Here is a 12,519-nt window from a genome sequence, read left to right on the forward strand (position 1 = left end):
AGTGGGGTAGCGATGTTTATTTTTGTATTCACTCGCAGGCGCGGCGGCAAAGCGATTTTGCTACCTTCAACCGGCGGCGAATTCAGCGGTAAGCATCCGACGCCGCAGATAAACAGACTGGCTTTTCTTGAGTCAATGATTTCCCGGCGTTGCTGTGCGGGTTCTTACCAACAAAGGTGGTGATATGCAATATATGATGACTGGCGTTGTAATCGTGATTATCAGCGGCTTAGTGATTCATCTGGTCTCTTTGGCGATTGAAGGGTTGTATAAAAAGATCAGTAACCGAACGACATGGCGTTAACGGTTTCATGGCCTTCCCTGGCCGGTGGCGACATTATGGTAATCGTGGATAAATACCCGGCCCGATAGGCAGCCCCACCAGATACCAGCCCACCAGCAACAGTAGCCAGACGGCCAGGAATATTAACGGATAAGGCAAGACCAGCGAGTAGTAGGTTCCCAGTTTAGCCTCGGGCCGGTAGCGCTGTAAGAAGCCGAGAAACAGCGGCACAAACGGCGATACCGGCGCCAGCGGCAGCACCGATGAATCGGCGATACGGAACAGAATCTGCGCAAATGCCGGGTGAAAGCCCAGCAGCATAAACATCGGCACGAAAATCGGCGCCAGAATCGACCAGATCGCCGAGCCGCTGGCGATAAACATGCACAAAAAGGCGGATAGCAGCGCGAGGCCGACAAACGCCGGTACGCCGTTCATTCCCGCGCTCTCCAGCAGATCCGTCAAGCCGACGGCCATAAATTTCCCCATGTTGCTCCAGTTAAACATGGCGACGAACTGGGCCAGCGGGAAGACCATCACGATAAAGCCTGCCATCTCCTTCATCGGCTCAATCATCAGCTGCGGCAGATCGGCCTGACGGCGAATTTTGCCGGTGGCAATGCCGTAAGCCAGTGAAACGACAAAGAAGAAAAAGATAATGAGCGGGACGATCCCTTTTATAAACGGCGAAGGCATCACGGTATGCTTGATGGGATCGCGCAGGATACCGTTTTCCGGTATGACCATCAGCGCGATAACCGCCACGAATAACAGCGCGGCCACACCGGCCACGCGCAGGCCGAAGCGCTGTTCAGCCGTCAACGTCTGCAGCGTTTCATCGCTGCCGCCTTGCCACTGACCTAATCGCGGTTCCACCAGTTTATCGGTAATCAATCCGCCAACCAGCGTGAGAACGATCACCGAGGTTGCCATAAAATACCAGTTATCAATCACGCTGACGTGGAGCGAGGCGTCAAGGGTTTTGGCTGCTTCGGTGCTGATGCCGGAGAGCAGGACATCGGTGGTGACGATGAGCAGATTGGCCGTGAAGCCGCAGCCGACGCCGGCGATGGCCGCCAGCAGCCCGGCCACCGGGTGACGGCCGACGGCGAGAAACATCAGGGCGCCCAGCGGCGGCATAATCACCAGCGCGGCATCGGAGGAGATGTGGCTGAAGAAGGCGATAAACAGCACCATATAGCTGGCGTAACGGGCGCTAACGTGCGATGACATTTTCACCATCAGCGAAGGCAGCAGGCCCACGCGTTCCGCAAATCCGGCCCCCAGCACCAGCGCCAGAATGGCCCCCAGCGGCGCGAAACCGCTGAAGTTCTTAATGACGTTCGGCAAAAACCAGTGCAACCCTTCGACGCTAAGCAAATTTTTCACCACCACTCGCGAGCCATCGGTGGGGTTCTGTACGCCAACGTTCAGCGCCGACAGGATGGCGGTGGCGGCCATCAACGCCACAATCAGGTAGATAAACAGTAAAAACGGATGCGGGACCTTGTTACCTATTTTTTCAACCCAGCCATAGAGCTTACCGCTGGGGGAAGGCGAGGGTATGGATGACATACTCATGGGCGTTCCTCAGTTGTCGTTGTTGTGTTGGTTGTCTCTTGACCCCAGGGCGTGTCAGCCATTGTTTTTTGGCGATGACCGCGTTGCTGTACTCCGTCCAAAGGGCTTTTATTATTTTAAAATCGAAGGCTTGACGTCCTGCGGGATGGGGCACCGGTAGGGCCTTTCGGCTAAGACCTGCGCCAGTTCCCGCCGGCTGGCTGTCAGTAACGGTCTGTCGCTGAACAAACGAATGGCCGTTGCCGCCAGTATTTTCCCGGCCAGAAGCATCCCTTTGTGAGCGATGGAGGTTCTGCCCTGGCTCACCAGTTGCCAGCTATGCAGCGGCGTCCCGACGGCAAAGCAGGGGCTGAAGCATTGGGCTACGGGAGCTTTCCAGCTTACGTCGCCGACGTCGGTAGAGCCCGCAAGGATGTTATCGGTAGCCGACCAGGGCGCCACTTCATCGATCAGGATCGTCTCGCGGTGGCGGCGGGCGAACGCTTTCCCTTCTTCGTCACCGGTGCCGGCAATGTTTTTCAGGCTGTTATTGATATCGTTCGCGCTCAGGGTGGCGCGAATTTCGGCGGCGAAAGCGCGCTCTTCCTCGCTCCAGTGCGGCGTGCCGTAATGGCATACCGCCTGATACATCGCCGCTTCCAGCGTGCGGTTGGGGAGATAGCTGGAACAGGCCTTTTCGAAGCGGCAGCTAACGCTGGTCTCGGTCATCAACGCGGCGCCCTGGGCGATTTTTTCGATCCGGGCGAAGATTTGCTGGGCGTCGGCCATTTCCGGGGCGCGAATGAGATACAGCACTTCCGCCTGCGCCTGGACAACGTTAGGAGAGACGCCGCCGGTATCGGTGATGGCGTAGTGCACCCGCGCCTTTTCGATAATATGTTCGTTAAGGAAGTTGCTGCCGGTGGTCATCAGCGTCACGGCATCCAGCGCGCTGCGGCCCAAATGCGGCGAGTTCGCCGCGTGCGCCGCGGTGCCGGTAAACCGCCATGCCGCCTGAATGTTGGCAAGGGTGCTGGTGCTGAACATCCCGGCCCAGGCTTCCGGGTGCCAGGTCAGGGCGGCATCGACGTCGTCGAATAATCCCTCGCGAACCATAAAGGTCTTGCCGGAGCCGCCTTCCTCACCGGGACAACCGTAGAAGCGCAGGGTGCCGGTGCCGCCGTGCTGCTGCAGCCAGTTCCTGGCGGCGACCGCGGCGGCGAACGCCGCCGTACCGAGCAGATTATGCCCGCACCCGTGGCCGTTTTCCCCCGGCGTTGGAGACGCGGGCGCTGCGCAGTGAGCCTGTTGGCTGAGCCCCGCCAGGGCGTCAAATTCGCCGAGCAGGGCAATCACCGGCTGGCCTGCGCCGAAGCTGGCTATAAAGGCGTTGGGGATCCCGCCGGCATTGCGGGTCAATTGAAAACCTTCCGCTTCCAGCGCATCGGCCAAACGCGCGGCGGACCAGAACTCCTGGAAGCGGGTTTCCGGATGATCCCAGATATCATCGGCAATGGCGCAAAAATCGTTGCGCCGCCCCTCAATAACGTCATCGACAAATTGATAAACCTGTTCCATTACACACCTCGCTGCCAGGGAAAGTTCAGGGCGATGCGCGCTAACGTGGCGACGGCCTGGGTCATCACGCTTTCGTCGAAATCGAATTTTTCGTTGTGGTGGCCGGCGCTCAGTTCGGTGCCGAAAATCATGTATGAAGCGAGACCGCCGCGTTCCTGGACCCGGGCCATCATCAGGGTGGCATCCTCGGAGCCCGCCGGGGCAGCGATACGATCGACGGCCTGTTTAACGCCGGGGACCTGGGCCGTCTGCTGGCGCAGATAGTCCACCCACGCCGGCGACGGGGCGCTGGAGGTGGCTGCGCCCATCAGGTGCAGCTGGTAGCTGGCTTCATACATCGTCGCCGCGCCGGCGATCGCCTGTTTGGCCCGCTCAAAGACGTACTGGTTAATAGCGTCGGTTTCGCCCCGGGTTTCGACTTTTAATAGCGCGGAAGAGGGAACCACGTTACGCCCGGTACCGGCCTGCATGACCCCGACGTTAACCCTTGACGCCCCGGCGCTGTGCGGCGCGATGGCATGCAGGGCAAGGGCGGCCTGGGCCGCTGCCAGCAGCGCATTACGTCCATCTTCAGGTTTACCGCCAGCGTGGGCGGCGACGCCGCTGAACTGCACATCGAATTTGGTGGTGGCCATAAAGTTATCGCCACCGCAAACGACGGTGCCGGCAGGGACGCCGGTACCGATATGAATGGCGGTGAAGTAGTCCACGTCATCAAGTACGCCCGCAGCCACCATGGCGCGCGCGCCGCGGGTACCTTCTTCAGCCGGCTGGAAAATCAGCTTGATCGTCCCGTTGAGCTGCGCGGCATATTCCTTGAGCACGTGCGCCAGCCCCAGGCCGATTGCGGTATGACCGTCGTGGCCGCAGGCATGCATCATGCCTTCGTTGCAGGAGGCAAAACGATCGCGATGCGGACGGTGACTATCGTCATGCTGCTCGTTGAGATCGAGCGCATCCATATCGACGCGAAACGCCAGCGTCGGCCCCGGCCGCCCGCTGTCAAGCGTCGCCACTACCCCGGCGAAGCCCCCTTCAAACGCCGGCAGCCAGCGCTCCGGCGCACCCTGCGCGCGGGCGCGCTGGAACGCCTGCGCCAGGGTCTCTTCATCAGGCAGGCCCATACGGCTATCGGCATCGATAACGTCGCGACCCAGCGCCAGTTGATAACCCAGATCGTCAAGTATCTCCGCCACCTTGCTGGCGGTGCGGAACTCCAGCCAGCCGGATTCCGCATGCAGGTGAAAATCGCGACGCCATTCGGTCATTTTTGGCGCCAGCTGGTTGATGAAATCATAAAGTTGCGGCATAACCTTTCCTGTCATAATCAAAAACTGTGATGGTGTTCACGAAGTGATAGCTTTTACTTATCACTGCCGTATTTCATGCGCTCTCATCCTTAACCTGCCACAGCACGATCGATTACAGTAGATGTCATTTTCTTCTGTCTGATAAACACTGGTTATCACTTGCGATATGTCATTTCAGATCAAATTTCATCACATTCGCGCCTTCGTTGAGGTTGCGCGTGAAGGGAGCATTCGTGGCGCCAGCCGGGCGTTGGCGATTTCGCAGCCGGCGTTGACCAAAGCGATCAAAGAGCTGGAAGAGGGCCTCTCCGCGCAGCTGTTTGTGCGCCGTAGCCAGGGGGTGGCGCTGACTGAAAACGGCGAAAGCTTTTATCAACATGCGAGCCTGATCCTCGAAGAGCTGCGGGCGGCGCAGGATGAATTGCTGCAGCGTCAGGGCGAGCAGGCGGGGCAGATTAATATCGGTCTTGGCGCCAGCGTAGCGCGCTCGCTGATGCCGTCGGTCATTTGCCGCTTTCACCAGCAGCATCCGCTGGTGAAGGTGCGGATTATGGAAGGACAACTGCTGGCGATGATTAATGAACTGCGCCAGGGTGAGCTGGATTTCACCATCAATACTTACTATCCCGGCCCGTACGATCATGAATTCAGTTTTGAAAAGCTATTTGAGAAACCCTTCGCGGTATTCGCCCGCGCCGGTCACCCGGCGGCAAAAGCCACTTCACTGACGGCATTGCTCGATCGCCACTGGACGATGCCGACGCCGCGCGGCAGCTACTTCAAACAGCTGCAGGAGATGTTTAACCAGGCCGGACTGGCGCCAAAGGTGGATATCGTTTGCGAGACCTTCTCTTCGTGTATTAGCCTGGTGGTGAAAAGTGATTTTCTCAGCATTTTGCCGGTCGAACTTGGCAATGACCCGATGATGGCGGATAAGCTGGTGATGATCCCCATTCGCGAAGCGTTACCCAAAGCCACCTATTATCTGATTCAGCGCCGCGATACGCGGCAGACGCCCTTAACGGCGTCATTAATCACGCTGTTTCGTCGTCAAAGCCGTCAACTGTTTCCCTGATCGCGTCGACGCCCGATTTACCGGCGGAGGGTGTTAAACGCGTTGAGGGGTAAGCGCGAGGCGGCTATAGTAACTTCCCGGTTGTAGCTGGAGGAGCGCGCATGAACCTTGACGACAAATCCCTATTTCTTGGCGCCATGGAGGACGTTCAGCCTCTGAAACGTCATAACGACGTTCACTGGCATCCCGAGCGCAAGACCCGCGCCGTGCAGCGGGTTGACACCCTGCAGCTTGATAACTTCCTGACCACCGGCTATCTCGATATCGTGCCGCTGGCAACCGCCCTGGAATTCAAGCGCGAAGGCCTGCAAAGCGGCGTGCTGGAGAAACTCCGGCGCGGCAAGTACGGCCAGCAGGCAAGCCTCAATCTGCTGCGCCAGCCGGTCGAAAAGTGCCGACAAATGCTGTTTGCTTTTGTGGTTCAGGCGCGAAAGGAGGGGCTGCGCAATGTGCTGATCGTTCATGGCAAAGGGCGCGACGATAACGCCCACGCCAATATTATTCGCAGCTACCTGGCGCGCTGGCTGGTGGAACTCCCGGAAGTCCAGGCGTTCTGCGCAGCGTTACCGCACCACGGCGGCAGCGGCGCCTGCTACGTGGCGCTGCGTAAATCGGCGGAGGCTAAGCAGGAAAACTGGGAGCGCCACGCTAAACATAGCCGCTAGCGCATCAGCAGCGTCAGTTCCCGGGCTGCTTTTTGTAGCTCGGGTAACACCCGCGCCAGCATCTCTTGCGCGGAAACCTGTCCGGCATGCACGCCGACGTTAAGCGCCGCCTGAATCTGCCCCTGGGGATTAAACAGCGGCACCGCCAGCGAGCGCAGCCCCATCTCCAGCTCCTGATCGTTAAGCGCGTACCCCTGCTGATGGACGCGTTTAAGCTCGGCGCGCAGCTTCGCGACGGAATCGACGGTTTGCGGGGTATAGCGAATCATGGTGACCCGGCCCAGCATATCGTTCAGCTTCTCCTCCGGCTGATAGCTCAGCAGTACGCGCCCCATCGAGGTCGCCCAGGCGGGCAGACGGCTGCCGATATCGAGATCGATGGTCATAATGCGCGAGCTGGATGCGCGAGCGATATAAAGAATATCGTCGCCGTCGAGAGTGGCGATTGAGCAAGACTCATTGAGCATTTCGCTTAAATGCTTCAGCACCGGCTGCGCCGAGCGCGCCAGCGGCGTGGAGGCCAGCCACGCGTGGCCCAGCGCCAGAATTTTCGGCCGCAGCTGGAAGTTTTTACCATCTTCGGCGTACACAAAGCCCAGTTTGCTCAGCGTATACAGGCAGCGGCGCACCGCCGCGCGCGGAATGCCGGTCTTTTGGCTGATTTGCGAAATAGAGAGCAGCGGGCGCTGCGGCGTAAACGCCTGGATCACCTCCAGCCCGCGCGCCAGCGAAGCCATAAAGTTCGGATCGCCCTTAAACGGATCGCTATCGCCCGTCAGTAAATCGTCTGGATGTTTCTCCATGCTCTTCTCCATATTTGCCGCCGATCACATTCTTTCGCTAAACATACACGATGTTCGATTATCGCACCATATTTCGATTATCGCCCTTGACCGACATCGTTAAGCGGGTCACATTTTGTGCGAACAACGAATAAAAGTGCGATTACCGCACATACAGGAGCGACCTGATGATTGATAAAAGCGTGTCGACGCTACGTGATGCCATCGCTGGGATCCACGACGGAGCGACCATAATGATTGGCGGTTTTGGCCCCGCCGGGCAGCCGACGTACCTGATAGATGCCCTGATAGAACAGGGGGCCCGCGATTTAACCATTATCAACAATAATGCGGGCAACGGCGAAGTTGGCCTGGCGGCGCTGCTGAAGGCCGGGCGGGTGCGCAAAATGATCTGCTCGTTCCCGCGTCAGGTCGACTCGCAGATTTTCGACGATCTCTATCGCCGCGGCAAAGTCGAGCTGGAGCTGGTTCCGCAGGGCAACCTCGCCGCGCGTATTCAGGCGGCAGGGGCTGGCCTCGGCGCGGTTTTCACTCCAACCGGCTACGGTACGCCGCTGGCGGAAGGGAAAGAGACTCGCGAGATCGACGGGCGTCACTATGTGCTCGAATATCCCATCAAGGCTGACTTCGCGTTGATCAAAGCCCACCAGGGCGACCGCTGGGGAAACCTGGTATACCGCAAGGCGGCGCGCAACTTCGGTCCGATTATGGCGACCGCCGCGAAAACCACTATCGTGGAAGTCTCGCAGCTGGTGCCCCTCGGTAGCCTTGACCCGGAGAGCATCATTACCCCGGGCATTTTTGTTCAGCGCGTCTTCTCCCTGGAAAACCTGATTGCCGCTAAAAGCGCCTGAGGACCCCATTATGCAAAAACTGACTCGCGATGAGATGGCCCAGCGCGTAGCCCGCGATATTCCCGAAGGCGCTTACGTCAACCTGGGGATCGGCTTACCCACCCGTATCGCCAACTACCTTCCTGCCGATAAAGAAATCTTCCTGCACAGCGAAAACGGCCTGCTGGGAATGGGGCCAAAGCCACGGCCTGGTGAAGAGGACCCGGAGCTGATTAACGCCGGAAAAGAGTATGTGACTCTGCTGCAGGGCGGCTGCTATTTCCACCACGGCGACTCCTTCGCCATGATGCGCGGCGGCCATCTCGATATCTGCGTGCTCGGCGCCTATCAGGTTTCCGCCAGCGGCGATCTGGCGAACTGGAGCACCGGCGCGCCCGACGCGATTCCGGCGGTTGGCGGGGCGATGGATCTGGCCATTGGCGCTCGTCAGGTCTTCGTGATGATGGATCACCTGACCCGCGACGGGGAATGCAAGCTGGTAGAGCACTGCACCTATCCGCTGACCGGCGTTGGCTGCGTCAGCCGGATTTACACCGACCTGGCGGTCATCGATATCAGCGAAAGCGGCCCGGTGGTGCGGGAAATCTTCAACGGCCTCTCTTTTGAGGAACTGCAGCGCATCACTCCGGTGGCGCTGACTTTTGCACAACTGGCGGAAAGCGCGTAAGGAACCTATGATGAATCAGGCATTTATCTGTGATGCGGTGCGCACGCCGTTCGGTCGCTTTGGCGGTACCCTGGCCACCCTGCGCGCCGACGATCTGGCGGCGCTGCCGCTGAAAGCGCTGCTGGAACGCAACCCGGGACTCGATCCGGCGCGTATTGATGATGTGATTTACGGCTGCGCCAACCAGGCGGGGGAAGATAACCGCAACGTCGCGCGTATGGCGCTGCTGCTGGCCGGACTGCCGGAAAGCGTACCGGGCAGTACCGTTAACCGCCTGTGCGGTTCCAGCCTTGATGCGATCGGCATCGCAGCGCGCGCGATTAAAAGCGGCGAAACTCAACTGATGATCGCCGGCGGCGTAGAAAGCATGTCGCGGGCGCCATTTGTGATGGGCAAGGCCGAAAGCGCCTTTAGCCGCACGATGCGGATGGAAGATACCACCATCGGCTGGCGCTTCATTAACCCGCAGATGAAAGCGCTGTACGGCGTGGATTCGATGCCGGAAACGGCGGAAAACGTGGCGGACGATTTCGCCGTTTCGCGGGCGGATCAGGATGCGTTTGCGCTGCGTAGCCAGCTGCGTACGGCGGCGGCGCAGGAGGCGGGGCGTTTTGCCGACGAGCTGATCGCCGTCTCGGTGCCGCAGCGCAAGGGCGAACCGCTGCTCTTTAGCCGCGATGAGCATCCGCGCAGCACCACGGCGGAAGCGCTGGCCAGGCTTCGCGGCGTGGTTCGCCCCGACGGTACGGTGACGGCGGGTAACGCCTCCGGGGTTAACGACGGCGCCTGTGCGCTGCTGCTCGCCAGCGAGCAGGCGGTGGCCGCCAATGATTTACAGCCGCTGGCGCGCGTAGTGGGCGTCGCGACGGCAGGCGTTGCGCCGCGAATTATGGGATTTGGCCCGGCGCCGGCGGTACGTAAGGTGCTGGCGCAAACCGGGCTAACGCTTGGGCAGATGGACGTCATTGAACTAAATGAAGCCTTTGCCGCTCAGGCGCTGGCGGTGACGCGCGATCTGGGCCTGCCCGACGATGCGGCGTACGTCAACCCTAACGGCGGCGCGATTGCCCTCGGGCATCCGCTGGGGGCTTCCGGCGGTCGTCTGGCAATGACCGCAGCGTATCAGCTGCGCCGTACCGGCGGGCGCTATGCGCTGTGCACCATGTGTATCGGCGTCGGTCAGGGGATCGCGCTGATTATTGAACGCGTTTAAGGAGCCACAATGAGTTTGTTGACCCCGATGATGCGCACCAGTCCGCTGACCGCCTGGTTCAGCGACGCGCAGCGGGTGCAGGGGATGCTGGATTTTGAAGCCGCGCTGGCGCGCGCCCAGGTCGAATGCGGCCTGGTGCCGCAGGCGGCCCTGACCCCGATTCTTGAGACTTGCCGGCACGAAAACATCGATTTTGCCGCGCTGGGGCAGGCCGCCGCCAGCGCGGGAAATCTGGCGATCCCGCTGGTTAAACAGCTGACCGCGCGGGTCAGGGAACGGGATGAAGCGGCGGCGCGCTACCTTCACTGGGGGGCGACCAGCCAGGACGCTATCGATACCGGCTTTATCCTGCAGCTGCGCGGGGCGCTGGCGGAAACGGAGTCCCTGCTGCAGCGTCTGCTCGACGCGTTGGCCAGCCAGGCACAGCGATATCAGGATACGGTGATGCCGGGGCGGACCTGGATGCAGCACGCGCTACCGGTGACCTTTGGCCTTAAGCTTGCCGGGACGCTGGATGCGCTGCTGCGCTGGCAGACTCGCCTGCGGGAGATGCGCTCGCGGGTGCTGGCCCTGCAGTTTGGCGGCGCGGCGGGTACCCTGGACTCCCTTAAAACCCAGGCGCCGCAGGTCGCCATCGCGCTGGCGAAAACCCTCGACCTGCAGCTGCCGGACACACCCTGGCACAGTCAGCGTGACCGGCTGCTGGAGGTGGGAGCGTGGTACGCGGGGGTCTGCGGCACGCTGGGTAAATTCGCCAATGATTTTTCGCTGCTGATGCAAACCGAAGTGGCGGAAGTGGCGGAGCCGGTCGCTGAAGGGCGCGGCGGGTCGTCCACCATGCCGCACAAACGCAATCCCATCGCCTGCGCCGCTATTTTGACCGCCGCCCAGCGTACGCCGGGGCTGGTGGCGACGCTGTATACCGGGCAGATCCAGCAGCATGAGCGGGCGCTGGGCGGCTGGCAGGCGGAGTGGGAAACGCTGCCGGAGCTGATGACCCTCGTCGGCGGCGCGCTGGCGCAGAGCGAAGCGCTGGTGCGCGATATGCAGGTCTTCCCGCCTAAAATGCGCGCCGACCTTGAGATCACCCATGGCCTGATTATGGCGGAGGCCGTGACCCTGGCGCTGGCGGAGTTTATCGGCAAAGCCGATGCTCATCATCGCATTGAGGCGCTGTGTCGTCAGGCGCTGGATACGTCATGTTCGCTGCAGAGCGTACTGGAAAACGATCCGCAGGTCAGCGAACATCTCTCCGCCGACCGCTTAACCCAACTGCTGGATCCGACGACGGCGACCGGCAGCTCGGCACTCTTCGTGCGCCAGGTTGTGGCGCGCTATAAGGAACAACTTCATGAATGTTGATTATCAGATTGATGGGCCGCAAGACGCGCCGGTCATCGTGCTCTCCAACTCGCTGGGCACCACCCGGGCGATGTGGCAGCCGCAGCTTGAGGCGTTGACGCAGCATTTTCGCGTGCTGCGCTACGATACCCACGGTCATGGCGCCACGCGTAAAAACGGTAAAGTGACGCTGGCGCAGCTCGGCGAAGATGTGGTTGCGCTACTCGATCATCTTAATATTGCCAAAGCCTGGTTTTGCGGAATTTCCATGGGCGGTCTGACCGGTCTGTGGCTGGGACGCTTTGCTCCGGAACGTTTTTACGGGCTGGTCGTCGCCAACACCGCCGCGCGTATTGGCGACCAGGCAAGCTGGCTGTCGCGCGCCCGCGCGGTGCGTCAGGAAGGTATGGAAGTGGTGGCCGCAGGCGCGGCGGATCGCTGGTTTACCCACGCGTTTCGTCAGAAGACGCCGGAAGTGGTGGCCGCGCTCTGTCACCAGTTGACCCATATCGATGCGGAAGGCTATGCGGCCTGCTGTGAAGCGCTGGCCGCCGCCGATCTGCGCGCTGAGGTCGGGCAGATCCCGATTCCGGTGCTGATTGTCGCCGGGGAAAGTGACCCTGTCACAACGGTGGCGGATGCCGACTTTCTGCATCAGCAGATCCCGGTCTCTGAAGTGGTTGTACTGGCGGCATCGCATCTATCGAATATCGAAGCGCCGAAAGCGTTTAGCTCGGCGCTGCTGGGTTTTGTTCAGGGGGAAAAGCATGGACGATAAGCAGCGTTATCAGCGGGGAATGGAGGTACGGCGCAAGGTGCTCGGCGATGTCCATGTCGATAAGACGCTGCAAAAGCTGACGCCGCTGAATGAAGAGTTCCAGGATTTCATTACCCGCTACGCCTGGGGAGAGACCTGGACCCGGCCGGGGCTCGATCACCATACTCGCAGCATGATCACCATCGCCATGCTGATCGCCCTGAACCGCGAAGCTGAGCTAAAAATGCACCTGCGAGCGGCGTTTAACAACGGCGTCACCCGCGATGAGCTAAAAGAGCTGATTATGCACTCCGCGCTCTACTGCGGCCTGCCCGCCGCCAACGCCACGATGCACCTGGCGCAGCAGGTATTTGATGAGATGGATGCTGTTTAGCCGCCACCCGGCAGGTTTG

12 protein-coding genes are annotated in these 12,519 nt (G+C 60.3%); 8 read left to right on the forward strand and 4 right to left on the reverse strand.

Annotation, left to right across the window (positions count from 1 at the left end; genetic code table 11):
• Nucleotides 1-337: 337 nt before the first annotated feature.
• The 3 genes from abgT to GUC22_RS11750 all read right to left on the reverse strand — a co-directional run bounded on the left by abgT (nucleotide 338) and on the right by GUC22_RS11750 (nucleotide 4,731).
• Complete coding sequence (gene abgT, locus GUC22_RS11740) at nucleotides 338-1,864, reverse strand: p-aminobenzoyl-glutamate transporter (RefSeq protein ID WP_049085797.1); 1,527 nt, start codon at nucleotides 1,862-1,864, stop codon at nucleotides 338-340.
• A 111-nt stretch (nucleotides 1,865-1,975) separates the two neighbouring features.
• Entirely contained in the window at nucleotides 1,976-3,421 is a 1,446-nt protein-coding gene (locus tag GUC22_RS11745; RefSeq protein ID WP_024358007.1) for a M20 family metallopeptidase, read from the reverse strand.
• On the reverse strand, nucleotides 3,421-4,731 hold the full coding sequence (locus tag GUC22_RS11750) for a M20 family metallo-hydrolase (protein ID WP_024358008.1): 1,311 nt from the start codon (nucleotides 4,729-4,731) through the stop codon (nucleotides 3,421-3,423). Before GUC22_RS11750 ends, GUC22_RS11745 begins: the two co-directional genes overlap by 1 nt.
• Nucleotides 4,732-4,897: 166 nt before the next feature.
• On the opposite strand from GUC22_RS11750, the gene GUC22_RS11755 reads away from it, so the two are divergent.
• Nucleotides 4,898-5,806, forward strand: coding sequence for a LysR family transcriptional regulator (locus GUC22_RS11755; RefSeq protein WP_004135566.1), 909 nt, complete (start codon nucleotides 4,898-4,900; stop codon nucleotides 5,804-5,806).
• Between the two features lie 101 nt (nucleotides 5,807-5,907).
• Nucleotides 5,908-6,471, forward strand: a complete 564-nt coding sequence (gene smrA / locus GUC22_RS11760) for a DNA endonuclease SmrA (RefSeq protein ID WP_004135568.1) — start codon at nucleotides 5,908-5,910, stop codon at nucleotides 6,469-6,471.
• Here smrA and GUC22_RS11765 read toward each other — a convergent pair.
• Nucleotides 6,468-7,274 carry an IclR family transcriptional regulator C-terminal domain-containing protein gene (locus GUC22_RS11765; protein ID WP_004135569.1) on the reverse strand — a complete coding sequence of 269 codons (807 nt, stop codon included), beginning with the start codon at nucleotides 7,272-7,274 and terminating at the stop codon, nucleotides 6,468-6,470. The genes smrA and GUC22_RS11765 overlap by 4 nt on opposite strands.
• A 167-nt stretch (nucleotides 7,275-7,441) precedes the next feature.
• Between GUC22_RS11765 and GUC22_RS11770 the strand changes: the two genes are divergently transcribed.
• Genes GUC22_RS11770 through pcaC form a run of 6 tightly spaced genes read left to right on the forward strand, consistent with a single transcriptional unit; the run spans nucleotide 7,442 to nucleotide 12,500 of the window.
• Entirely contained in the window at nucleotides 7,442-8,128 is a 687-nt protein-coding gene (locus tag GUC22_RS11770) for a 3-oxoacid CoA-transferase subunit A (protein ID WP_024358011.1), read from the forward strand.
• A gap of 10 nt (nucleotides 8,129-8,138) precedes the next feature.
• Nucleotides 8,139-8,795: a 3-oxoacid CoA-transferase subunit B gene (locus GUC22_RS11775; RefSeq protein ID WP_004119648.1), complete on the forward strand. Its 657-nt coding sequence runs from the start codon at nucleotides 8,139-8,141 to the stop codon at nucleotides 8,793-8,795.
• A gap of 10 nt (nucleotides 8,796-8,805) precedes the next feature.
• Nucleotides 8,806-10,008, forward strand: coding sequence for a 3-oxoadipyl-CoA thiolase (pcaF, locus tag GUC22_RS11780; protein WP_102649682.1), 1,203 nt, complete (start codon nucleotides 8,806-8,808; stop codon nucleotides 10,006-10,008).
• 9 nt (nucleotides 10,009-10,017) lie between these two features.
• The gene (locus GUC22_RS11785) at nucleotides 10,018-11,370 is read left to right on the forward strand and encodes a 3-carboxy-cis,cis-muconate cycloisomerase (protein ID WP_049086808.1); all 1,353 of its coding nucleotides are present in this window, start codon (nucleotides 10,018-10,020) and stop codon (nucleotides 11,368-11,370) included.
• Complete coding sequence (gene pcaD / locus GUC22_RS11790; RefSeq protein WP_098362760.1) at nucleotides 11,360-12,127, forward strand: 3-oxoadipate enol-lactonase; 768 nt, start codon at nucleotides 11,360-11,362, stop codon at nucleotides 12,125-12,127. The genes GUC22_RS11785 and pcaD overlap by 11 nt, the downstream gene beginning before the upstream one ends.
• A complete protein-coding gene (pcaC, locus tag GUC22_RS11795) occupies nucleotides 12,117-12,500 on the forward strand; it encodes a 4-carboxymuconolactone decarboxylase (RefSeq protein WP_049086811.1) in 384 nt (127 codons plus the stop codon). The genes pcaD and pcaC overlap by 11 nt, the downstream gene beginning before the upstream one ends.
• Nucleotides 12,501-12,519 lie beyond the last annotated feature (19 nt).

Origin of the sequence: Klebsiella sp. MPUS7 (genome assembly GCF_009905335.1) — a bacterium.
Lineage (GTDB): Bacteria > Pseudomonadota > Gammaproteobacteria > Enterobacterales > Enterobacteriaceae > Klebsiella > Klebsiella grimontii.

Bases quoted from the DNA above. Each gene is read 5' to 3' on its own strand.
- abgT (WP_049085797.1), bottom strand. From the start codon at position 1,864: ATGAGTATGTCATCCATACCCTCGCCTTCCCCCAGCGGTAAGCTCTAT.
- GUC22_RS11745 (WP_024358007.1), bottom strand. From the start codon at position 3,421: ATGGAACAGGTTTATCAATTTGTCGATGACGTTATTGAGGGGCGGCGC.
- GUC22_RS11750 (WP_024358008.1), bottom strand. From the start codon at position 4,731: ATGCCGCAACTTTATGATTTCATCAACCAGCTGGCGCCAAAAATGACC.
- GUC22_RS11755 (WP_004135566.1), top strand. From the start codon at position 4,898: ATGTCATTTCAGATCAAATTTCATCACATTCGCGCCTTCGTTGAGGTT.
- smrA (WP_004135568.1), top strand. From the start codon at position 5,908: ATGAACCTTGACGACAAATCCCTATTTCTTGGCGCCATGGAGGACGTT.
- GUC22_RS11765 (WP_004135569.1), bottom strand. From the start codon at position 7,274: ATGGAGAAACATCCAGACGATTTACTGACGGGCGATAGCGATCCGTTT.
- GUC22_RS11770 (WP_024358011.1), top strand. From the start codon at position 7,442: ATGATTGATAAAAGCGTGTCGACGCTACGTGATGCCATCGCTGGGATC.
- GUC22_RS11775 (WP_004119648.1), top strand. From the start codon at position 8,139: ATGCAAAAACTGACTCGCGATGAGATGGCCCAGCGCGTAGCCCGCGAT.
- pcaF (WP_102649682.1), top strand. From the start codon at position 8,806: ATGAATCAGGCATTTATCTGTGATGCGGTGCGCACGCCGTTCGGTCGC.
- GUC22_RS11785 (WP_049086808.1), top strand. From the start codon at position 10,018: ATGAGTTTGTTGACCCCGATGATGCGCACCAGTCCGCTGACCGCCTGG.
- pcaD (WP_098362760.1), top strand. From the start codon at position 11,360: ATGAATGTTGATTATCAGATTGATGGGCCGCAAGACGCGCCGGTCATC.
- pcaC (WP_049086811.1), top strand. From the start codon at position 12,117: ATGGACGATAAGCAGCGTTATCAGCGGGGAATGGAGGTACGGCGCAAG.